Source organism: Chloroherpetonaceae bacterium, from assembly GCA_033763895.1.
In the GTDB taxonomy this organism is placed as follows: Bacteria; Bacteroidota; Chlorobiia; order Chlorobiales; family Thermochlorobacteraceae; genus JANRJQ01.
This window is the reverse complement of record JANRJQ010000004.1, coordinates 545,001-562,580: the sequence shown is the minus strand read 5'-3', so window position 1 is coordinate 562,580 and position 17,580 is coordinate 545,001. Positions and strand designations below refer to the sequence as shown.

The 17,580-nt window shown below is 41.4% G+C and carries 14 protein-coding genes (1 of these 14 cut by a window edge); 10 read left to right on the top strand and 4 right to left on the bottom strand.

Annotated features, from left to right (window positions below):
• The first annotated feature begins 40 nt into the window (after positions 1-40).
• Positions 41-1,474 carry a cell division protein FtsZ gene (gene ftsZ, locus SFU91_03100; protein ID MDX2128003.1) on the top strand — a complete coding sequence of 478 codons (1,434 nt, stop codon included), beginning with the start codon at positions 41-43 and terminating at the stop codon, positions 1,472-1,474.
• A 97-nt stretch (positions 1,475-1,571) separates the two neighbouring features.
• On the opposite strand, the gene SFU91_03095 is transcribed toward ftsZ, so the two are convergent.
• The 3 genes from SFU91_03095 to SFU91_03085 all read right to left on the bottom strand — a co-directional run bounded on the left by SFU91_03095 (position 1,572) and on the right by SFU91_03085 (position 5,708).
• Positions 1,572-2,051: a transcriptional repressor gene (locus SFU91_03095; GenBank protein ID MDX2128002.1), complete on the bottom strand. Its 480-nt coding sequence runs from the start codon at positions 2,049-2,051 to the stop codon at positions 1,572-1,574.
• 9 nt (positions 2,052-2,060) lie between these two features.
• Positions 2,061-3,446, bottom strand: coding sequence for a dihydroorotase (locus SFU91_03090; GenBank protein ID MDX2128001.1), 1,386 nt, complete (start codon positions 3,444-3,446; stop codon positions 2,061-2,063).
• A 75-nt stretch (positions 3,447-3,521) separates the two neighbouring features.
• Positions 3,522-5,708 (bottom strand): hypothetical protein, encoded by a 2,187-nt coding sequence (locus SFU91_03085; GenBank protein ID MDX2128000.1) that lies wholly within the window; start codon positions 5,706-5,708, stop codon positions 3,522-3,524.
• Between the two features lie 234 nt (positions 5,709-5,942).
• On the opposite strand from SFU91_03085, the gene SFU91_03080 reads away from it, so the two are divergent.
• The 9 genes from SFU91_03080 (at position 5,943) to SFU91_03040 (ending at position 16,511) form a co-directional block, all read left to right on the top strand.
• Positions 5,943-6,794, top strand: coding sequence for an alpha/beta hydrolase-fold protein (locus SFU91_03080; protein MDX2127999.1), 852 nt, complete (start codon positions 5,943-5,945; stop codon positions 6,792-6,794).
• Between the two features lie 84 nt (positions 6,795-6,878).
• The gene (locus SFU91_03075) at positions 6,879-7,820 is read left to right on the top strand and encodes an isoprenyl transferase (protein ID MDX2127998.1); all 942 of its coding nucleotides are present in this window, start codon (positions 6,879-6,881) and stop codon (positions 7,818-7,820) included.
• Between the two features lie 223 nt (positions 7,821-8,043).
• Positions 8,044-10,473 (top strand): outer membrane protein assembly factor BamA, encoded by a 2,430-nt coding sequence (gene bamA, locus SFU91_03070; GenBank protein MDX2127997.1) that lies wholly within the window; start codon positions 8,044-8,046, stop codon positions 10,471-10,473.
• A gap of 5 nt (positions 10,474-10,478) precedes the next feature.
• On the top strand, positions 10,479-11,489 hold the full coding sequence (gene trpS / locus SFU91_03065; protein ID MDX2127996.1) for a tryptophan--tRNA ligase: 1,011 nt from the start codon (positions 10,479-10,481) through the stop codon (positions 11,487-11,489).
• 30 nt (positions 11,490-11,519) lie between these two features.
• Positions 11,520-12,869 carry a peptide MFS transporter gene (locus SFU91_03060; GenBank protein ID MDX2127995.1) on the top strand — a complete coding sequence of 450 codons (1,350 nt, stop codon included), beginning with the start codon at positions 11,520-11,522 and terminating at the stop codon, positions 12,867-12,869.
• A gap of 6 nt (positions 12,870-12,875) precedes the next feature.
• A complete protein-coding gene (gene rpiB / locus SFU91_03055; protein MDX2127994.1) occupies positions 12,876-13,304 on the top strand; it encodes a ribose 5-phosphate isomerase B in 429 nt (142 codons plus the stop codon).
• A 189-nt stretch (positions 13,305-13,493) separates the two neighbouring features.
• Positions 13,494-14,165 carry a CBS domain-containing protein gene (locus tag SFU91_03050; protein MDX2127993.1) on the top strand — a complete coding sequence of 224 codons (672 nt, stop codon included), beginning with the start codon at positions 13,494-13,496 and terminating at the stop codon, positions 14,163-14,165.
• A 177-nt stretch (positions 14,166-14,342) separates the two neighbouring features.
• Positions 14,343-15,809 carry a BCD family MFS transporter gene (locus SFU91_03045; GenBank protein ID MDX2127992.1) on the top strand — a complete coding sequence of 489 codons (1,467 nt, stop codon included), beginning with the start codon at positions 14,343-14,345 and terminating at the stop codon, positions 15,807-15,809.
• Positions 15,810-15,815: 6 nt separating this feature from the next.
• Positions 15,816-16,511 carry a DUF4918 family protein gene (locus SFU91_03040; GenBank protein MDX2127991.1) on the top strand — a complete coding sequence of 232 codons (696 nt, stop codon included), beginning with the start codon at positions 15,816-15,818 and terminating at the stop codon, positions 16,509-16,511.
• Here the strand turns inward: SFU91_03040 and SFU91_03035 are convergent.
• Positions 16,506-17,580: the end of a S9 family peptidase gene (locus tag SFU91_03035; protein ID MDX2127990.1), read on the bottom strand. The gene runs 1,094 nt beyond the window's last position; 1,075 of the gene's 2,169 nt are visible here — the last part of the coding sequence; the start codon falls outside the window, past its right edge; it ends in the stop codon at positions 16,506-16,508. The genes SFU91_03040 and SFU91_03035 overlap by 6 nt on opposite strands.

Below are 17,580 nucleotides of genomic sequence, written 5' to 3'. Positions count from 1 at the left end.
CGGACTTTAAGCCGTATTAAAATCTTTAGAGGAGGAAACGATGACGTCAACATTTGAATTTGACCGCGCTGCAGAGCATTTGGGCGGTGCCAAAATTAAAATTATTGGAGTTGGCGGTTGCGGTGGAAACGCAGTCAATAACATGATTGAACGGGGAATTACAGGCGTTGAGTTCATCGTCTGCAATACCGATAGACAAGCCCTTTCAGCCTCAAAAGCTGATGAAACCATACAACTCGGACGCGAAGCTACAAAAGGCTTAGGCGCAGGGTTTAATCCGCTTGTCGGTCAAAAAGCCGCTGAAGAAGATCGTGAAAGAATTTCTGAACTGGTCAGAAATACTGATATGCTTTTCATTACTGCCGGAATGGGCAAAGGTACCGGAACCGGCGCCGCGCCTGTTGTAGCGGCAATTGCTAAAAACTTAGGCATCTTAACTATTGGCATTATCACGAAGCCGTTCAATTATGAAGGCCCGCGTGTGACTCAAACAGCTGAAAAGGGTATTGAAGAATTACGAAAACATGTCGATACCCTCATTGTTGTTCAAAATCAGCGTATTCTTCAGCTTGCACCAAAAGGGCTGAAATCTCGCGATGCCTATAACCTTGCCAATGAAGTGCTCTATCGCGCCGCTAAAGGAATTTCCGAAATCGTGACCAATCACGGGCATGTCAATGTCGATTTCGCCGATGTTCGAAACATTATGACTGAGGCCGGTGATGCCGTGATGGGCTCAGCCGTAGCATCAGGCGAAGAGCGTGCGCTCCGAGCGGCAAAAGAAGCCATCTCAAGCCCCTTACTCGATGGCCAATCAATCAAAGGCTCCTCAGGTGTATTGGTGAACATTACAGGTGATGTGAGTATCGACGACGTCGAGATCGCAATGAATTACATTCAAGAACAAGTTGGAACTGATGCTCACATCATTCACGGTATTGTGGAAAATGAGGAAAAGCAAGGTGAAATTACAGTAACCGTTATTGCGACAGGATTCAATAAAAAGGGGGTCAATTTTGTCCGCAATATTTCCGCGGCTACTCAGCAGCCTATCGCAACCCCAAGTGGATTAAAAGTCGTTCGCTCAAGCGGTTTGCAAGAGCCCATTAAATCGCCAATTCAAGCAAAAAATGTTGATCCCGATCAAACTCAAATTTTCGGATCAAATTCAGTAGGGGTGCCAAAGGCTCCGGAAACTCATTTGCCGAAACCCTTTGATGTCAATGACCAAAGGCCATTTCCAACAGGCCGCCCGCAAATTTCTGAACCGCAAAATATGCGCGATATCTACGAGATACCCGCCTATATGCGAAAAGAAAATCAGCAACCGATTCAGCCCATCATTAAGGAAAAACCACCGCTCGATGAGGAAATCACTGAGAAGCCAGTGACTGACTTAAAATCGTTTAACGATGAACGAATTCGAAAAAATAATCCCGATCGCCCGGCGTTTCTTCGAAGAATTATGGACTAATCATATTGAAAGTGATAATGGGTGAATGAAAAAAAGGGAGTCAATAAACGACTCCCTTTTTAAGTTCTAAAAACAAACCTCAACTGACGAAAAAAGTTCAATGACGATGAAAATTTGATGGACTCGTCGAGCGACTTGCCGTTCCTTTGCACCCGCATTTACCCTTAAAAATCACTTCATGATTGATATCGGTAAATCCGGTTATGGAAGAAATTTCTTTCACAAGCAAATCAAGATTGCACAAATGAATATTTGAAATTTTTCCGCAATCGACGCAAATGATATGATGATGGTGCGATTGAGGATATTCAAATCGAGTCGAGCTATCGCCCAGTTCTACTCGGCTCAAAATACCGGTGTCTGCAAATTGATTTAACGAGCGGTAAACTGTTGCTAAATCCGCCTTCACAGGAGGCTCAAGATTTTTAAGCTTCTCGTGAATTTCAGCCGCAGTAAGAGGGATGTGAAGTTTATCAATCACCTCAAGCATTTTGAGGCGAGCCATAGTAACCTTGAAGTCGTTATTCTTCAAAAGGTCGTAATACTTTCTCTGCGCACTTTTAATTGATGGCGTCATGAAAATCAACTAAGGTTTAAATTGATGAATCTTAGCCGAGCTTGAAAAAAGCGTATCATCTTTAAGAAAAACCCCCTTGCTTCCAATTGCAATGGCCTTACCTCGCAACTTTCGCCCGTTAAAGGGAGAATTTTTTGATTTCGATTGAAAGCTTGAATTCAATGCAAGATATTCAATGGCAGTATCAATCAAACTGAAATTTGCAAGGGCACCCTTGCGAAACGATATAGCAGGAAGTTTTAAGAGGGCACGCGGTGCCGAAGAAAGCATCGAAACAATCTGGGCATGAGAAATCCCGCGTTTGAAATGAAGCTCCGTCCAAGAAAGTCCAACAGCCGTTTCAAGGCCGACAATCCCAAATGCAGCTTGCATAATGCCGCATTCCTTTTCATGCGGAGCGTGTGGGGCGTGATCTGTTGCAATCACATCAATTACGCCTGTTTCAATCGCTTCTAAAATGGCTTCCTTATCTCGCTCCGAGCGAAGTGGCGGGTTCATTCTAAAATTTCCGTCAAACCCCGATTCAAAAACATCACGTTCGGTTAGCGTAAAATGATGCGGAGTTACTTCTGCCGTTACACAAAGCCCCTCCGACTTTGCCTCCTTGACCAATTTAATCCCCTCTGCTGTACTGATATGTGCCACATGATATCGGGGCGCATTCGGGAAAACGGATTTCTTTTTATCTGAAAGATATCGTAAGAGTGAGAGATCGCGCGAAAGAATGATGCTTTCAGAGATTGAAGGAATTCCGCGAAGCCCGAGTATCGAAGAATAAACACCTTCATTCATAACACCACTCTCTGCAAGGCATGTATCTTCACAATGCTGAATGACAAGCATATCAAATGCAGTGGCATATTCAAAAGCCATTCGCATTGTGCGTGAATTCATCACCGGTGAACCATCATCCGAAATTGCGGTAACACCAACGGTGGAAAGGTCGCCATAACCACAAATTTTTTGACCTTTTCGTCCCTCAGTTATAGCCCCAATAACGGATGTTTCAATTGGAAATTGATGGGTTAAGTGATAGATAAAAGCAGCGTTCTGCGCATTATCTATGGGAGGTTCAGTATTGGGCATTAGCGCAACACCAGTGAATCCACCGGCAATTGCAGCATTTTTTCCGGTTTCAAGCGTTTCTTTGTATTCAAAACCCGGTTGTCGAAAATGGCAATGCATATCAAATAGGCCGGAAGCAAATAATACTTCACCCCCGCGGTGCGTAAAGTCATAAATAAGGTCATCGGTTTGTGCCAACTCTTGTGCAAAACCACCACGACCCAATCGAATATCGGTAATGACGCCTTCATGAGAAATACGAACACAACCCAATGAGTCGATCGATTCAGCTGGATTGATTAGCCTTACACCATCAAAAATAATTGCCATAAAAATTAAAATGAATCTGATTGATAGCCTCACTTCTAAATAAGCCCCCTTAGGGAATCATCACTGAAAGAAAGGCTATGGAAGTGAAGAGAGCTTCCTAAAAAGCCACTCAAATCCAAAACTTAAAATAGTCAAAAAGAGTATCCAAGCGCTCGCAGATAAATCTTGCTTTGAAGTTTGTTCTTGAACTTTCGGTTGAATGCCTGCTGCAAGAAGATCCGATTCGAGCGATGAGAATTCGGACGCTAAATAAAATTTCCCCCCCGAGCGTTCAGCAATTTCTCTCATTGTACCAATATCTGCTGATGTATTTCGAAATTCCTTTCCAGTTTGAACAATTCTAAAACTCCCGGTGGCTTTGCCTAAAATCGTTCCTTCAGAAGACTTGCCTTCTTTGGCTTCAGATTCAAAACGGTAATCACCCGTTGGCAAGCCATCCAAAGAAAGCGAAAAAGATCCCGCCTCTTTGGTTGAAAAGAAAGTGCCGGAAAAACTTTGCTTGGTTTGAAGATTAATAGCACGAAGCGTAATCTCTGCTTTCGAAACCGGTTGTAAAAATTCATCTTGTAGGTTCGCTGAAAATTCAGCTACAGAACCCGCATCAAATACTTTCGCGATTGGCTCTACGCGAAATCGTTCTCCGGATTCCGACTGCATCAACCATTGGATTGTACCGGAAATCGTCTGTCGATAGAGTTCCTGAACCGATTTATCTTCTGAAAGCCTTAGCCTCCAAAACTGAGGTGTCGTAAGTGTGGCGGTTTTTCTTCCGTCAGTGTTTAAGATTGCGAACGCGATTTTCTCTGTTGGCCGAGTGTTAAGAAATAGCTTCCAAAGTATCTCCGTACCGGATTTAGGGCGAAAATCATAATCAAGGTAACCCAATGGTGGTGCGGCAGTAATCGCCTCTTCAAGAATCGGCGCAATTGGCTTAAAGCCGATAAAGCTAGAGCCTTTCGGAGTATTTCTTAGAAAGGCTGTGTTTTCAATCGCTTCCCCAAATACCACCCGACCGTTTTTAAGTGCCAAAAAGGAATCGAACTTCTGTAATTCTCTCCCTGAAGTTTGAAACGTGAAAATGGTAAAAACAGGAATCTTTTTGGATTGCAGAAACGCAAGAATCTCGTTTGTTCTTGCATTGCTCATTGTTGAATTCGGTAATCCAATCAAAATCGCAACATCCGCATCTTGATGAGTGACTGCTTGAAATACCCCTTCATAAAAATCGTTAGGGGTTTTTTGTGAATAAAAAACTGAATTGAAATTCGGCAAAGAAGCCAAGGCATTTCTTACAGCACCGATTTCCGCATCGGCAATCCCGGAAAATACCACCACCTTGCGTTTGTTCTTTAAAACACTTATAGAGGTTGATTGAGTATTATTCAAAACGGAGAATTCACCATCAACCGGAAGAATACTGACCTTAAGTGGCATTTCACCGTTTCGCGACTCATCATAAGTCACGTCGAGCTCAAAGCCTATGGTCATTTCGGTCGATGTAAGCGTCAATTCTTTACGCGCTTTTACCTCACCTGCTGTTTCCAAAAGAATATCTATCTTTGCACCTTGAAATCCTTGCGATGAGATAACCGCAGTAATTGGAACCTTTGAACCCGAAACAGCACCTTCTGGCGCAAGAACTTTTTTTAGGATGATATCTCGCTTTTCCAAGGTATCACCAATGAGAATCGTGAAAATCGGCAAGTTGGAATTTTCCGCGCTATTTTGCGGGAGTTCACCGGCATTAAAACGCCCGTCGCTTATCACAATCGCAGCGTCATAATTCTCTCGTAAAACTTTTTGGAGGGCAAGAGAAATATTGGTTTCAGTGTCTTCAAACTTAAGGTGATAGAGAAGGCTATCGATTGAAACATCGCGAGCCTGACGACCAAATATCGAATAGTTTTTTTCAAATTGCTTGAGTTTGCCAAGTCGAGATAGAAGTTCAACGGTAATGCTGTCTCTTCGGTAAGAGTCATTTGATTTTTTATCGATAATCGTCATACTCTTTGAGTTATCGGTCAGTATGACCATTCGGGGCTCTTTCGTGAAACGATTTATTTGTTCAAGCGATGGCTCCAAAAAAAGGCTTAGGAGTAAAAAAAAGCCGATTGTTCTTGCAATCGTCAGAATCCAACGTTTTTTTGAAGTAATGGGTAACTTGTAATAAGTCGCAAATGCAATACCAAAAGAAACGATGAAGAACAGCACTAAAAGTGGGCTGTTTGAGAAATTGAGAGAAAAAAGTGTGAAAAAAATCATGAATAAGTTGGCCAAAAAAAGGACGAAAATCAAAATTCAAAGCCTAAGGTAAAGAAATATTTGTAAAGCAATTTTCCCGAATATTCCTGCACGCAAAAGCACTGAAAAAAATGAAATAAAAACTTACCTTCAATTTTGGTGTAGTAAAAGTTGTAAAACTCTGAGAGAGAGGAATGTTGAATAAGTAAAGCGCTAAGCAGGCGATTATTTGAAAAGCAGAATGAAATTTATCGAATGAGAATAGAAGAAAGCAGAGTGCAGGATTCAAGCCAAAGGTTAAGACCAAAGCCCCCGGCTCGCCACACCCTAACTGGTAATTTCGTCGTGCACAAAGATTTTCCATCAATTTATCTGGAAAAAGATCGCACGATTATTGTTTATCTCCCTCCCGATTATGAGCGTAACCTTCGAAAGCGTTACCCGGTTCTCTATATGCACGACGGGCAAAACCTTTTCGATGGTGCCACATCGTTTATTCCGGGTGTTGAATGGAGAATGGATGAAACAGCCGAAGAGCTCATTTCAAACGGAGAAATTGAACCTATGATTATCGTTGGAATTTATAACACAGGGGAGTCAAGGCTCGATGAATATACTTTTATCAAAGATTGGCGAGGGCGAGGCGGTAAAGCTGATGATTATGCAAAAATGATTATCGAAGAACTTAAACCATTTATCGACGCAAAGTATCGAACCCTCAGAACGCCAGAACATACCGGTGTCGGCGGGTCGTCTTTAGGTGGGTTGGTTTCCTTGTATTTTGGTCTTCGCTACAACGAAGTATTTGGCAAACTCGCGATTCTCTCGCCTTCGACTTGGTGGGCAGGCAAAGCCATCGTCAAAGAAGTTGCTAAAATTAAACGTAAGCCAAATCAAAAAATTTGGCTCGATGTCGGTCTTAAAGAAGATATGCACACAATGGTAAGCCCGACAAGGCTTCTGAAGTATTCATTGATTGCCAAAGGGTGGGAACTTGATGAAGACCTACTCTATTTCGAAGCACCAAACTCAGGTCATAGCGAAAGCGATTGGGCAAAGCGTGTCGGCCCAATGCTTAGATTTTTGTTTCCTGTTCAAATGAAATGATTTTTCACAAGGGGAGGATTGTCCCTTTGATAATTCAAATGCCAGAGGGTAAATTCACAAGATTTTTCAAACCATACAATACGCGTGAACACAACCGCAAAATCTTTGAACCCTTTTTCTTTTCGTTTTCAAGAAAAGTCAAAAAAGGAAAATAAATCAACTTCCGATTTGAAAGGTTCCTCCGAATCCTTTGCGACAGCCGCGCTAGAACCAAATTCACCGGAAGATATTCATGAACAAAATGCCCTCAAATTAAGCGGAGAACTTCCCAAGCATATTGCCATTATAATGGATGGTAATGGCCGTTGGGCAAAAAGCCGCGGAAAATTGCGCGTCTCGGGGCATAGCGCAGGAATCGATGCTGTTCGCGATACCGTTGAAGCATGCGCTCAACTCGGAATTCCATATCTCACCCTCTATGCTTTTTCAACTGAAAATTGGAAGCGACCAGAACAAGAAATTTCCGCCTTGATGCAACTCCTCATTGAAGCACTTCGAAACGAAACCAAAACCCTTCACGATAATAACATTAAACTCAATGTCATTGGAAATGTCTTTGACCTTCCTTCCCGCGTTCGTGAAAAGCTAATAGAATCTCAAGAGCACACAAAAAACAATAATCGGATGACCCTCTCGCTTGCTTTGAGCTATAGCGGCCGTTGGGAAATTTTAGAAGCTGTTCGAAAAATAGCTTCACTCGTGGAATCAGGAAAAGTGAAACCCTCCGAGATTACATCCGAGCACATCGAACGCCACTTGGCAACTTTTGGAATGCCTCATCCGGATTTACTCATAAGAACAAGCGGTGAATTTCGAATCAGCAATTTCTTATTATGGCAATTGGCTTATACCGAAATACATTTTACCAATTGCTATTGGCCCGATTTTCGCCGTCACAAACTTTATGACGCAATCAAAGATTTTCAAAAACGCGAACGCCGTTTTGGTATGACCGCAGAGCAGTTAAAGGTTTCTGCTGAAGCCGCGACCTCCGAAACCATAAATCCATTATTTATTAAAAAGTAGTAACACCCATTTTTTAGCCCTATGAATTTTCATATGGCACAAACAAGTTCTGAAATAGTCTTTAATTCAACGAATGTCCGAAATCATCAATAAATTTTCTCTTGTTCTCATTGTTCTGAATTCCCAGCTATCAAGTCCCAAACCATTTCCCGTCAGAAGCATAAGAATAAAAACCAAGAACCGCTTGTTATCGGCTGGGTGCATTGTTCTGCTTTTCTTATTTATGCAGTCAAAAACAATTGCTCAAGAGACGCCTGAAGATTCCTTGAAGCAAGGGCAAAATCTCGATTTTTCTGAACCTGTTTATGATGGCGATACCCCAACCCGTTACCGCATCCTTGGGATTTCAATCGAAGGACTTTCAACGATAGAAGAAAAGGATGTTCTTGCACGCTTTCCGATTCAAGTCGGTCAAGAAATCACCGTTCCCGGCTTTGAAATCGCCAACGCGGTTAAACGATTGTGGCGTCAACGGCTCTTCAGTGAAATTAAAATTGAAATAGAAAAGAAAACCGATGAAGGCGTGTTTCTTTTAGTTCGAGTTCGTGAGTATCCCGTGCTCTCCGCAATTGAATTTGAAGGGAATGACGAACTAGATGAAGAAGACCTTCAAAAGCAAGCATTATTGATAAAAGGCTCAACGATCACCGAGCAATCGATCGCCGCTGCAAAAACCAGAATCCTTAAGAAATATGAAGAAAAAGGATTTCTCCGTGCGGAAATTACTCACGAACTCCTAGAAACATCAAATGGAAGAGCTACCCTCAAATTTAAAATCCGAGAAAATAACCGTGTCATAATCGACCGAATTACCTTTCACGGCAATCAAGTCATTGATAGAGGAGATCTCTTAGGTGCCCTTGAAGAAACCAAACAGAATAACCTTTGGAGAAGTATCTTCGGCCGACCAAAACTCGACCGCCGCAAATATGAAGAGGATAAACAAAAACTTCTTGCATTTTACCGTGAGCGAGGGTTTCGCGACGCCCGTATCCTGCGCGATTCAATCACCTATTCGGAAGACAAATCCAATCTTTTTCTCGATGTCTTCATTTCCGAAGGTCCTAAATACGTTATTCGAAATGTGACTTGGGAAGGAAATACACTTTACCCAACCGAAACACTCGAATCCGTGTTTGGATTTAAAAAAGGAGATGTGTTTAATGATAAAAAAATCAAAGAACGCTTAACTTTCTCTCAAGATGGCGGTGATATCAATTCGCTCTATACCGATAGGGGTTACCTCACATTTCGCGCAATGCCCGAAGAAACTGTCGTCGCCGGCGATTCCGTCGATATCCGCATTGTAATAGTTGAAGGTAATCAATTCAAAATCCGTCAAGTCTCTATCAAAGGAAATACAAAAACCAAAGATCACGTCATCCGCCGCGAACTTTACACCCTTCCCGGAGACCTGTTCAGCCGAGAAAATATTATCCGAAGTGTACGCCAACTTGCAACCATTAATTATTTCGATTCCGAAAAAATTAATCCCGATATACAACCTCGAAGCGAAGATCAAGTTGATATCACCTACGAACTTGCAGAAAAACAAACCGATACCTTTAATGCTTCCGCAGGTTACAGCCAATTTATCGGACTCACTGGCGCACTCGGCCTAACATTCAATAATTTCTCAATTCAAGATGTTTTGGATGGCAGCGCCTATAAACCGCTTCCCCACGGAGACGGTCAGCGGCTTGATTTCCAATGGCAATTCGGAAACTTCAATTTCCAAACCCTATCACTTTCGTTTACCGAACCGTGGGCTTTTGGAACACCGCTCACACTCGGAATGAGTATTTTCGATACACAGCAAAACTTCACCGGGTTTATTCGTCAAACCGGCTTTACCATCTCTGTCGGTCGAAGACTCACATTCCCTGATGATTATTTCAGACTCGATTATTCATTCCGCTATCAGCGAAATGAAGGGGGTTTAATCAACTTCGGCATTTTTGATGCCAATGCACCAAATGTTGCAAGCGAATTCAGCATCACTCAAATAATTAGCCGAAACAGTACCGATAACCCAATCTATTCTCGTCGTGGCAGCGATTTTTCATTTACCGCCCAACTCTCAGGTGGTCCGCTCCCCGGTTCGGTCAATTTTTATAAATTCACGGCACGAAATGCGTGGTTCAGTCCATTAGCCGGCGATCTCGTTCTCATGCTCTCCGCAGAAGGCGGTTACCTTGGGCGCTTCAGCGAAAATGATTTCATTCCGTTTATCAATACATTTTTTATGGGAAATAACGGGATTTCATTTATTCCTACAATTCCACTGAGAGGATATGAACCACAATCGATCGGAGCCCTTGTTGCCGGAAGATACACCGGTGACCTTTATACAAAGTTTGTATCTGAAATTCGCTACCCACTCTCTCTGAATCCAAGTGCTCAAGTTTATGTCCTTGCTTTTGCTGAAGCTGGAAATGTCTGGCTGCGAGGGAATGATGTCAACTTAGCAGACTTAAAGCGCTCCGCAGGAATCGGGGTTCGTATCTTTTTACCCATCGTCGGACTCGTTGGTTTCGATTACGGATTTGGCTTTGATACTGTTCCAGTCGATCGTGATAACAACACCGGCGCACTGCTTCGTCAGAATCAAGGATGGAAATTTATCTTTACCTTTGGGCAATTTGCACGATAGTCAATATGAGTTCAATAGTTATTCTGAGTGGGATGCGGCCAACCGGCAAACTCCACATTGGCCACTTCGCAGGAGCACTCGAAAATTGGGTTCAACTCCAAAACGAAAAAGACGTAAATGGAAATCATCTCTATCAAAATTTTTACCTCATAGCAGATTACCATTCTTTAACGACAAACCCTACATCGACAGATATTTTTCAACATACAATCGATATGGTTATCGATTGGCTCTCAGCCGGGATAAATCCTGAAGAGAGCCCCATCTTCCGGCAATCCCAAGTCAAAGAACACGCCGAGCTTTTCCTGATTTTTTCAATGCTCATTACAACCTCAAGACTCGAGCGAAATCCTTCTCTTAAAGAGCAAGTTCGCGATCTCGAAATGGATACAATCGCTTATGGTCATTTGGGTTATCCGGTGCTTCAAGCTGCCGATATTTTGCTTTACAAAGGAAATTTTGTTCCTGTTGGTGAAGATCAATTACCGCATGTTGAAATTACCCGCGAATTAGCAAGACGCTTTAACCAACAATACACCTTAGCCAAGGCAGTATTCCCCGAGCCAGAGCCGAAATTGACCAAGTTTTCTCGCTTGGTCGGGCTTGATGGAAAAGCGAAGATGTCGAAATCTCTTGGCAATACAATCCTTCTTTCTGATAGTCCCGAAGAGGTTCAAGCAAAAGTAAGAACCGCCGTCACCGATCCCGCAAAAGTGAGAAAAAATGATCCCGGTAACCCTGACATTTGCACCGTTTTTGCTTATCATAAAAAGTTTTCAACTGAACCGGAAATCGCATCCATTGATTCAGATTGTCGCACCGGAACTTTAGGTTGTGTTGCCTGCAAAAAAATGTGTTCCGAAAGTATCTCACGCTTTCTTGCTCCGATTCTTGAAACAAGAGCATCTATCACTCAAGAAAAAGTATTAGAAGTTCTGCACGATGGTGAATCGAAAGCACGAAAAGTGGCTGCTACGACAATGCAGCAAGTTCATGAAGCAATGAAGCTCGGTTAATTTTTTTGAAGTACCTAAACCATTATTTGTATGTCAACAGCAGGAAGCATCTCTCACGAACACCTTACCATTTCAGATCGGCATCCCAAAGCATTATATCTCCTTTTCTTTACCGAAATGTGGGAGCGCTTCAGCTACTATGGCATGCGGGCACTTCTGACTCTTTATATGGTCACCGAAATCGCTGATGGTGGTCTTGGATGGGCTTCTCAACAAGCTGGGCAACTTTACGGCATCTACACGGGTCTTGTTTATGTTACCCCACTCATCGGAGGATTCATTGCCGATCGCTTGATCGGGTTTCGATACGCAGTTCTTATCGGCGGGTCAATAATGGCATTAGGTCATGCATCACTCGCAGTGGATAGTATGATCTTTTTCTATCTCGGTCTTTTTTGTTTGATTATTGGAAATGGGTTGTTCAAACCGAATATCTCCTCTATGGTCGGTCAACTTTACCCTGAAGGAAGTCCCTTAAAAGATTCAGCCTACACCATTTTTTATATGGGCATCAATATTGGTGCGTTTATTGGAGTTTTGATTTGTGGTTATTTGGCAGAAAAAATCGGATGGCATTGGGGCTTTGGAGCCGCAGGGATTGGTATGGTTTTTGGTCTTGTTTTGTTTTACCTCGGTCAAGGCATGTTGGGAAAAATTGGGTTAAAGCCTGAAAAAAAGCAAAATGAAAATCAAGAACCGAAAGAACCTCTAACCAAAGTCGAAATCGATCGGCTGGTTGTTGTTTTTGTCATGTCCTTTTTCTCAATCATTTTTTGGATGTGTTTTGAGCAAGGCGGTGCATCAATGAATATCTATGCCTTAAAATTTACAGATAGAATCATTGGCGGATGGGAAATGCCGGCCTCTTGGTTTCAATCGGTGAACTCAATGTTCATTTTCATGTTCGCCCCTTTGTTCTCTTGGCTTTGGGTAAAACTTGAATCATACAATCTCAATCCCAACGGCTTAATGAAATTTGCTATCGGGCTTTTGCTTCTCGGGTTTGGATTTATTTCATTAGTGGTAGGATCTTCACAAATTCCTTCAGGTGCTGAAACCGCCAAAGTCAGTATGCTTTGGTTAGTTCTGGCATATTTGTTTCAAACTTATGGCGAATTGTGTCTCTCCCCTGTAGGACTTTCTTTTGTCAATAAACTTTCCCCAAAGCGATTGCTTGGAATGATGTTCGGAATTTGGTTTTTGGCTTCTGCCATCGGAAATTATATCGCGGGCGCAATCACAGGCTTTATTGATGAAATCTCTCGCAATGCCTCGCTATCCTACTTCTTCGGAATCTTTGTCGTCGCTGCGGCCACGGCAGCATTGGTTCTTTATGTATTGTCGTTTTTCCTTCGCAAATTGATGCACGGAGTCAAATAAATTATTATGATTATAGCCATTGGAAGCGACCACGCCGGGTTTGAAGGAAAAAAAATCGTTGAAGACTGGCTTTTGAAAAATGGTCATCAAGTTATCGACAAAGGTACCTTTTCCAAAGATTCCGTCGATTATCCCGATTATGCAAAAAAAGTGGCACAGTCAGTTGCAAGTCTAGAAAGCGAACAAGGAGTTTTGCTTTGCGGAAGTGCCGTTGGTGTCAGCATTGTTGCAAATAAAACAAAAGGAATTAGAGCAGCCCTTGTTTTTAATCCCGAAATCGCCAAACTTGCTCGCGCTCACAATAATGCCAATGTCATGTGCTTACCAGCCCGATTTCTTTCCGAAGCGGAAATGAAGGAGTGTTTGTCAAGTTGGTTTTCAGCAAGTTTTGAAGGAGGAAGGCATTCAGCGAGAGTCGATAAAATTGAACCTTAGGTTTTTTTATTTGAACGAAATAGAATAGAGAAACATTCAAACATGTAATTCGTCAAATAAACGCCGAATAAAGATTGATTTTTTGATATAAAATCCTAAAAATCAAGAAATAGGTCGGTTGAAACATTGTTTTTGTTTTTTACAACTCAAACTTAGGCTCCGGCAAGAAGTAATAAAAGGGAGTTATATATGAGTCGCTATCCAATTGAGAAAAAACTGCCAGTCCTATCCTCAAATGATAAGATTGAAAGCAGTTTGGCTTTAATTAAGTTGAATGGTTTTGGGGCTTTACCTGTTGTCGATAACCAAAAACTAAGCGCAATTTTAAGCCTTCATTCACCCGAACTTTCTCGCTTATCATCGTTAACAGGAAAAGCAATTAAGGAATTATCACTACAATTTCCTCCCTCCCTCTATGAAGAGTCTCATCCTTACCAAGCTGTGAAATTAATTTCACAAACTGGTTTAGGCTTCTTGCCCGTTGTCAATGAAAATCAACAGTATCTTGGAGTTGTCTTACATCGAGATATCCTCGAAGAGTTGAGCAAAGTGTTTTCTTTAAGTAATATCCACCACCTGATTGAAATTGAAATACCCGCAGGTGCATTTAAGTTATCCGATTTAGTAAAACTGCTTGAACAAAATGAAACTCGTGTGATTAGCCTTGCCACCACTCAATCCCACGAATTCCCCGATACAAACTTGATAACCCTAAATGTTGAATCAAGAGACGCTTTTCGACTCCAAAAAACTTTAGAGCGCTACGGCTATCATGTTACGTATAACTCACAAGAAAGCGAAATCTTGATTGACGATGCTTCGTTTAGAGCGCAAGAATTAATGAGATATCTCGAAATTTAATTCCCTTACCCCTACTCTCCTCAAACCTCGAGACTTACCGAGTAAATCGGCCAAAGCGGTTCTTAAACAATCAATACTTTAGCCCTTTTGATTGATATACTTACACCCACTCCCTATCTTTCAATTAGAAACAACATCCACTGATGGTTTTTTTGACTAAGTAATTCAAAGTTTAAGATGTTCGAATTAAAAAAGTATTCCGAAATTCCCCAATTGACCAACGTGGAGGAAGTAAAAAGTGAAAAAATCCAATCCTTTGAACTCAAAAAGAGATTAATTGGAGAAAAAGCCAACACGATTTCCGACCCATTCGAACACTTTAGAACCCTCTCGCAAACGGATTCAATCCAACGAATTCTTCAAATCTCCTTGATGCAGGTTTCTACCGCAATTTGCTTCGTTTTACTCAATAGTACACTCAATCGTGTATTAATTGTTGAATTCGGTGTCTCGGCATTCCTAGTTGGCATCTTGATAGGGTTCCACAACCTCTTTGCTTTCATTCGTCCCTTTATTGGATATTATTCAGATCATCATTTTTTTTATGGGTTTAGAAGAACTCATTTAATACTTATCGGGAATTTGCTTGTTACCGGAGGAACTCTTCTCTCAGTCTATGGAGCAGTCATGCTCGCACAAAACTTTAATCTCGGAATATTAATCCTCCTAATGAGCTTCACCTTTTATGGAATTGGGATTAACATTACAGGAACACTTTTCTATGCCCTTCTCGCCGATAAAGCTGGGGAAAAGCAAAAATCAAAAGCGGTAACAATAGGGTGGTTTATTCTTATCCTTGGAAGTATCGTTGCTTCTGTGTTCGTTTCAAAGGGGCTTGAAGAATTTAATACGCAAAATTTAATCCGTGTTTTTTGGATAGGCACCTTGTCAGCCGTAGGATTCACTTGGGTTGCAATGCTTTTTAGTGAAAAGAGATTTCTTCAGAATCAAACGGCAACGCCTATCACCATTAACGAATCAAGAAAAGTTTCAATAAAAAAGCTTGCGGCAAACCCTACAGTCTATCGATTCTTTTGGTTTATGTTTGTTACTGTTTTGGCCATACAAGCCCAAGATGTTATTCTCGAACCTTTCGGCGCACACATTTTTTCGATGTCAGTTTCCGAAACTTCTAAGCTCACACAAGTTTGGGGAAGCGGAACAATGGCCGGGTTGTTGTTGCTCGGATTATTTTTTGTAGGAAAAATCGGGGCAAAAAAAACAACATACTTGGGTTGCGCCATCTCAGCAATCGGATTTCTTGTAATCGCAAGTTCCCCAAATTTCGATAAATCAATCTTTATTTATGGGGTTTTCCTCCTTGGAGTCGGGAATGGTGCACTGACCGTCGGCAGCCTGACAATGATGATGAATATGACAACCTCCCAAAATGCCGGCTTCTTTATGGGGCTTTGGGGAATGGCGCAGGCAGCCGCAAATTTTTTAGCAAATGCTTTTGGGGGTGCTGTAAGAGATGTAGCATTGTGGCTCACTGGAAATCAATTTATAGGCTATTCAACTGCATTTGCAATCGAAGTCGTTGCGCTTGTAATGGCAATAAAAATCTTAAGTACTGTAAGTGTCGAAGAATTCAAAAAACGAACTTCCGAAGTTCTTTCAGAAGTGATAAGTGTTGCAGATTAAATCTCAATGCAAACGTTCGCTTCAAAAGCCATCCCATTCTATAAAAACTTGCAATTCCCCAATTCCATAAAAATTCCGAAATCTGTTCAAATCCTTAACCCATTCAACAAAGCGCCTCACTTCTACAAAATTTTTTTTAATCGATTCTTTAACAATTCACAAAAAAGAACATTTATCTTTGGAATCAATCCCGGCCGATTTGGCAGCGGAATTACAGGAATTGCATTCACTGACCCCGTTACACTCACAGAAAAACTCTCAATTAGTAACGACTTACCCCAAAAAAGAGAACTTTCCGCAACTTTTATCACAGAAGTGATTGAGTCAATGGGTGGATTCGATTCCTTCTATAATCATTTTTATATCACCAGCCTATCGCCGTTAGGTTTCACAAAAAATGGGGCGAATTTTAATTTTTATGACGATAAACAATTGGCATCCAATATAAAACCTTTCATTATCGAAAAAATAAATGTACAACTTACCTTTGGCGCCAATCGTAACTTGGCTTTTTGCTTAGGAAGTGCAAAACTCTTCAAATACTTTAATGAACTCAACAACGAGCATAAATTTTTCGAGAAAATTATTCCATTGGAACATCCTCGTTTCATCATGCAGTATAAACTGAAAGAAAAAAAGGTGTTCCTTAAAAAATACTTGAAACACCTTTCACTAACACAAGTGTATTCAGCCAAACTATAAGTTCTCTTCAAAAAATGAGGTCATCGCCCGCATCAAATGTGCCCGTTGCTTTCCCCTAACTCCGTGATACTGTTCGGGATACATCATAAATTCAAACATTATCCCGTTTTCTTGTAATTGTTTTGTAAGTGTAACAGAATTTTGAAAATGGACATTGTCATCCGCAGTCCCGTGTATTAAAAATAGGTTCCCTTTCAATTCTGATGCATAAGTAAGAACAGATGACTTTTTATAACCATCAGCGTTCTGAAGTGGCGTTAGCATAAACCTTTCCGTGTAAATCGTGTCGTAAAATTTCCAATCAACAACGGGTGCGCCAGATATTCCTGCCTTAAATATTCCGTTTCCTCTACTCAAGCAATAAGCCGTCATGTATCCGCCATAACTCCAACCAAATATCCCAATCCTCTTTGAATCAATAAAAGACATTAATGCCAATTGATTAGCTACAGCAACCTGATCCTCACATTCTTTTACACCCAATTCCAAATAAGTTGAAGTCTTAAAAGCATTCCCACGAAATCCAGTTCCACGGTTATCAACACTTACGACCACATATCCTCGATGTGCCATCAAGCGAAGCCATAAAACAAATCCGCTCGAATATCGATCCACCACTGTCTGTGAACCCGGCCCTCCATACACATACATAATTACAGGATACTTTTTTGTCGAATCAAAATTTTGAGGAAGAATCATAAACCCATTGAGCATCTCTCCTGAAGGCGACTGAAAAGTCGTAAACTTTGTATGACTGAGTTTGAAAAGGCCTAATGACTTTTGAAGTTCTTGATTCGTTTCCAATTCTCTGATCACTTTCCCTGTCTGAGTTCTTAAATAAAACTTAGGTGGCGAATCAAAATTTGAATAGGTGTGGCTGTAAAATTTTCCATCAGGAGAAAATTCGGCACTATGACTACCTGCTTCTTGTGTAATTGCTCTTAGATTCTTCCCGTTAAAATTAACTGTATATAGATGTCTTTCAGTCGGCCTCGAGGAATTATTGACCATAGCAGCCGAAAATGTTATAGACTTTTCCTTTTCATTGACGAATAGAAGTTGCTCACAA

Coding starts and splice junctions, on each gene's coding strand:
- ftsZ (MDX2128003.1), top strand. CDS start 41: ATGACGTCAACATTTGAATTTGACCGCGCTGCAGAGCATTTGGGCGGT.
- SFU91_03095 (MDX2128002.1), bottom strand. CDS start 2,051: ATGACGCCATCAATTAAAAGTGCGCAGAGAAAGTATTACGACCTTTTG.
- SFU91_03090 (MDX2128001.1), bottom strand. CDS start 3,446: ATGGCAATTATTTTTGATGGTGTAAGGCTAATCAATCCAGCTGAATCG.
- SFU91_03085 (MDX2128000.1), bottom strand. CDS start 5,708: ATGATTTTTTTCACACTTTTTTCTCTCAATTTCTCAAACAGCCCACTT.
- SFU91_03080 (MDX2127999.1), top strand. CDS start 5,943: ATGAGAATAGAAGAAAGCAGAGTGCAGGATTCAAGCCAAAGGTTAAGA.
- bamA (MDX2127997.1), top strand. CDS start 8,044: ATGCAGTCAAAAACAATTGCTCAAGAGACGCCTGAAGATTCCTTGAAG.
- trpS (MDX2127996.1), top strand. CDS start 10,479: ATGAGTTCAATAGTTATTCTGAGTGGGATGCGGCCAACCGGCAAACTC.
- SFU91_03060 (MDX2127995.1), top strand. CDS start 11,520: ATGTCAACAGCAGGAAGCATCTCTCACGAACACCTTACCATTTCAGAT.
- rpiB (MDX2127994.1), top strand. CDS start 12,876: ATGATTATAGCCATTGGAAGCGACCACGCCGGGTTTGAAGGAAAAAAA.
- SFU91_03050 (MDX2127993.1), top strand. CDS start 13,494: ATGAGTCGCTATCCAATTGAGAAAAAACTGCCAGTCCTATCCTCAAAT.
- SFU91_03045 (MDX2127992.1), top strand. CDS start 14,343: ATGTTCGAATTAAAAAAGTATTCCGAAATTCCCCAATTGACCAACGTG.
- SFU91_03040 (MDX2127991.1), top strand. CDS start 15,816: ATGCAAACGTTCGCTTCAAAAGCCATCCCATTCTATAAAAACTTGCAA.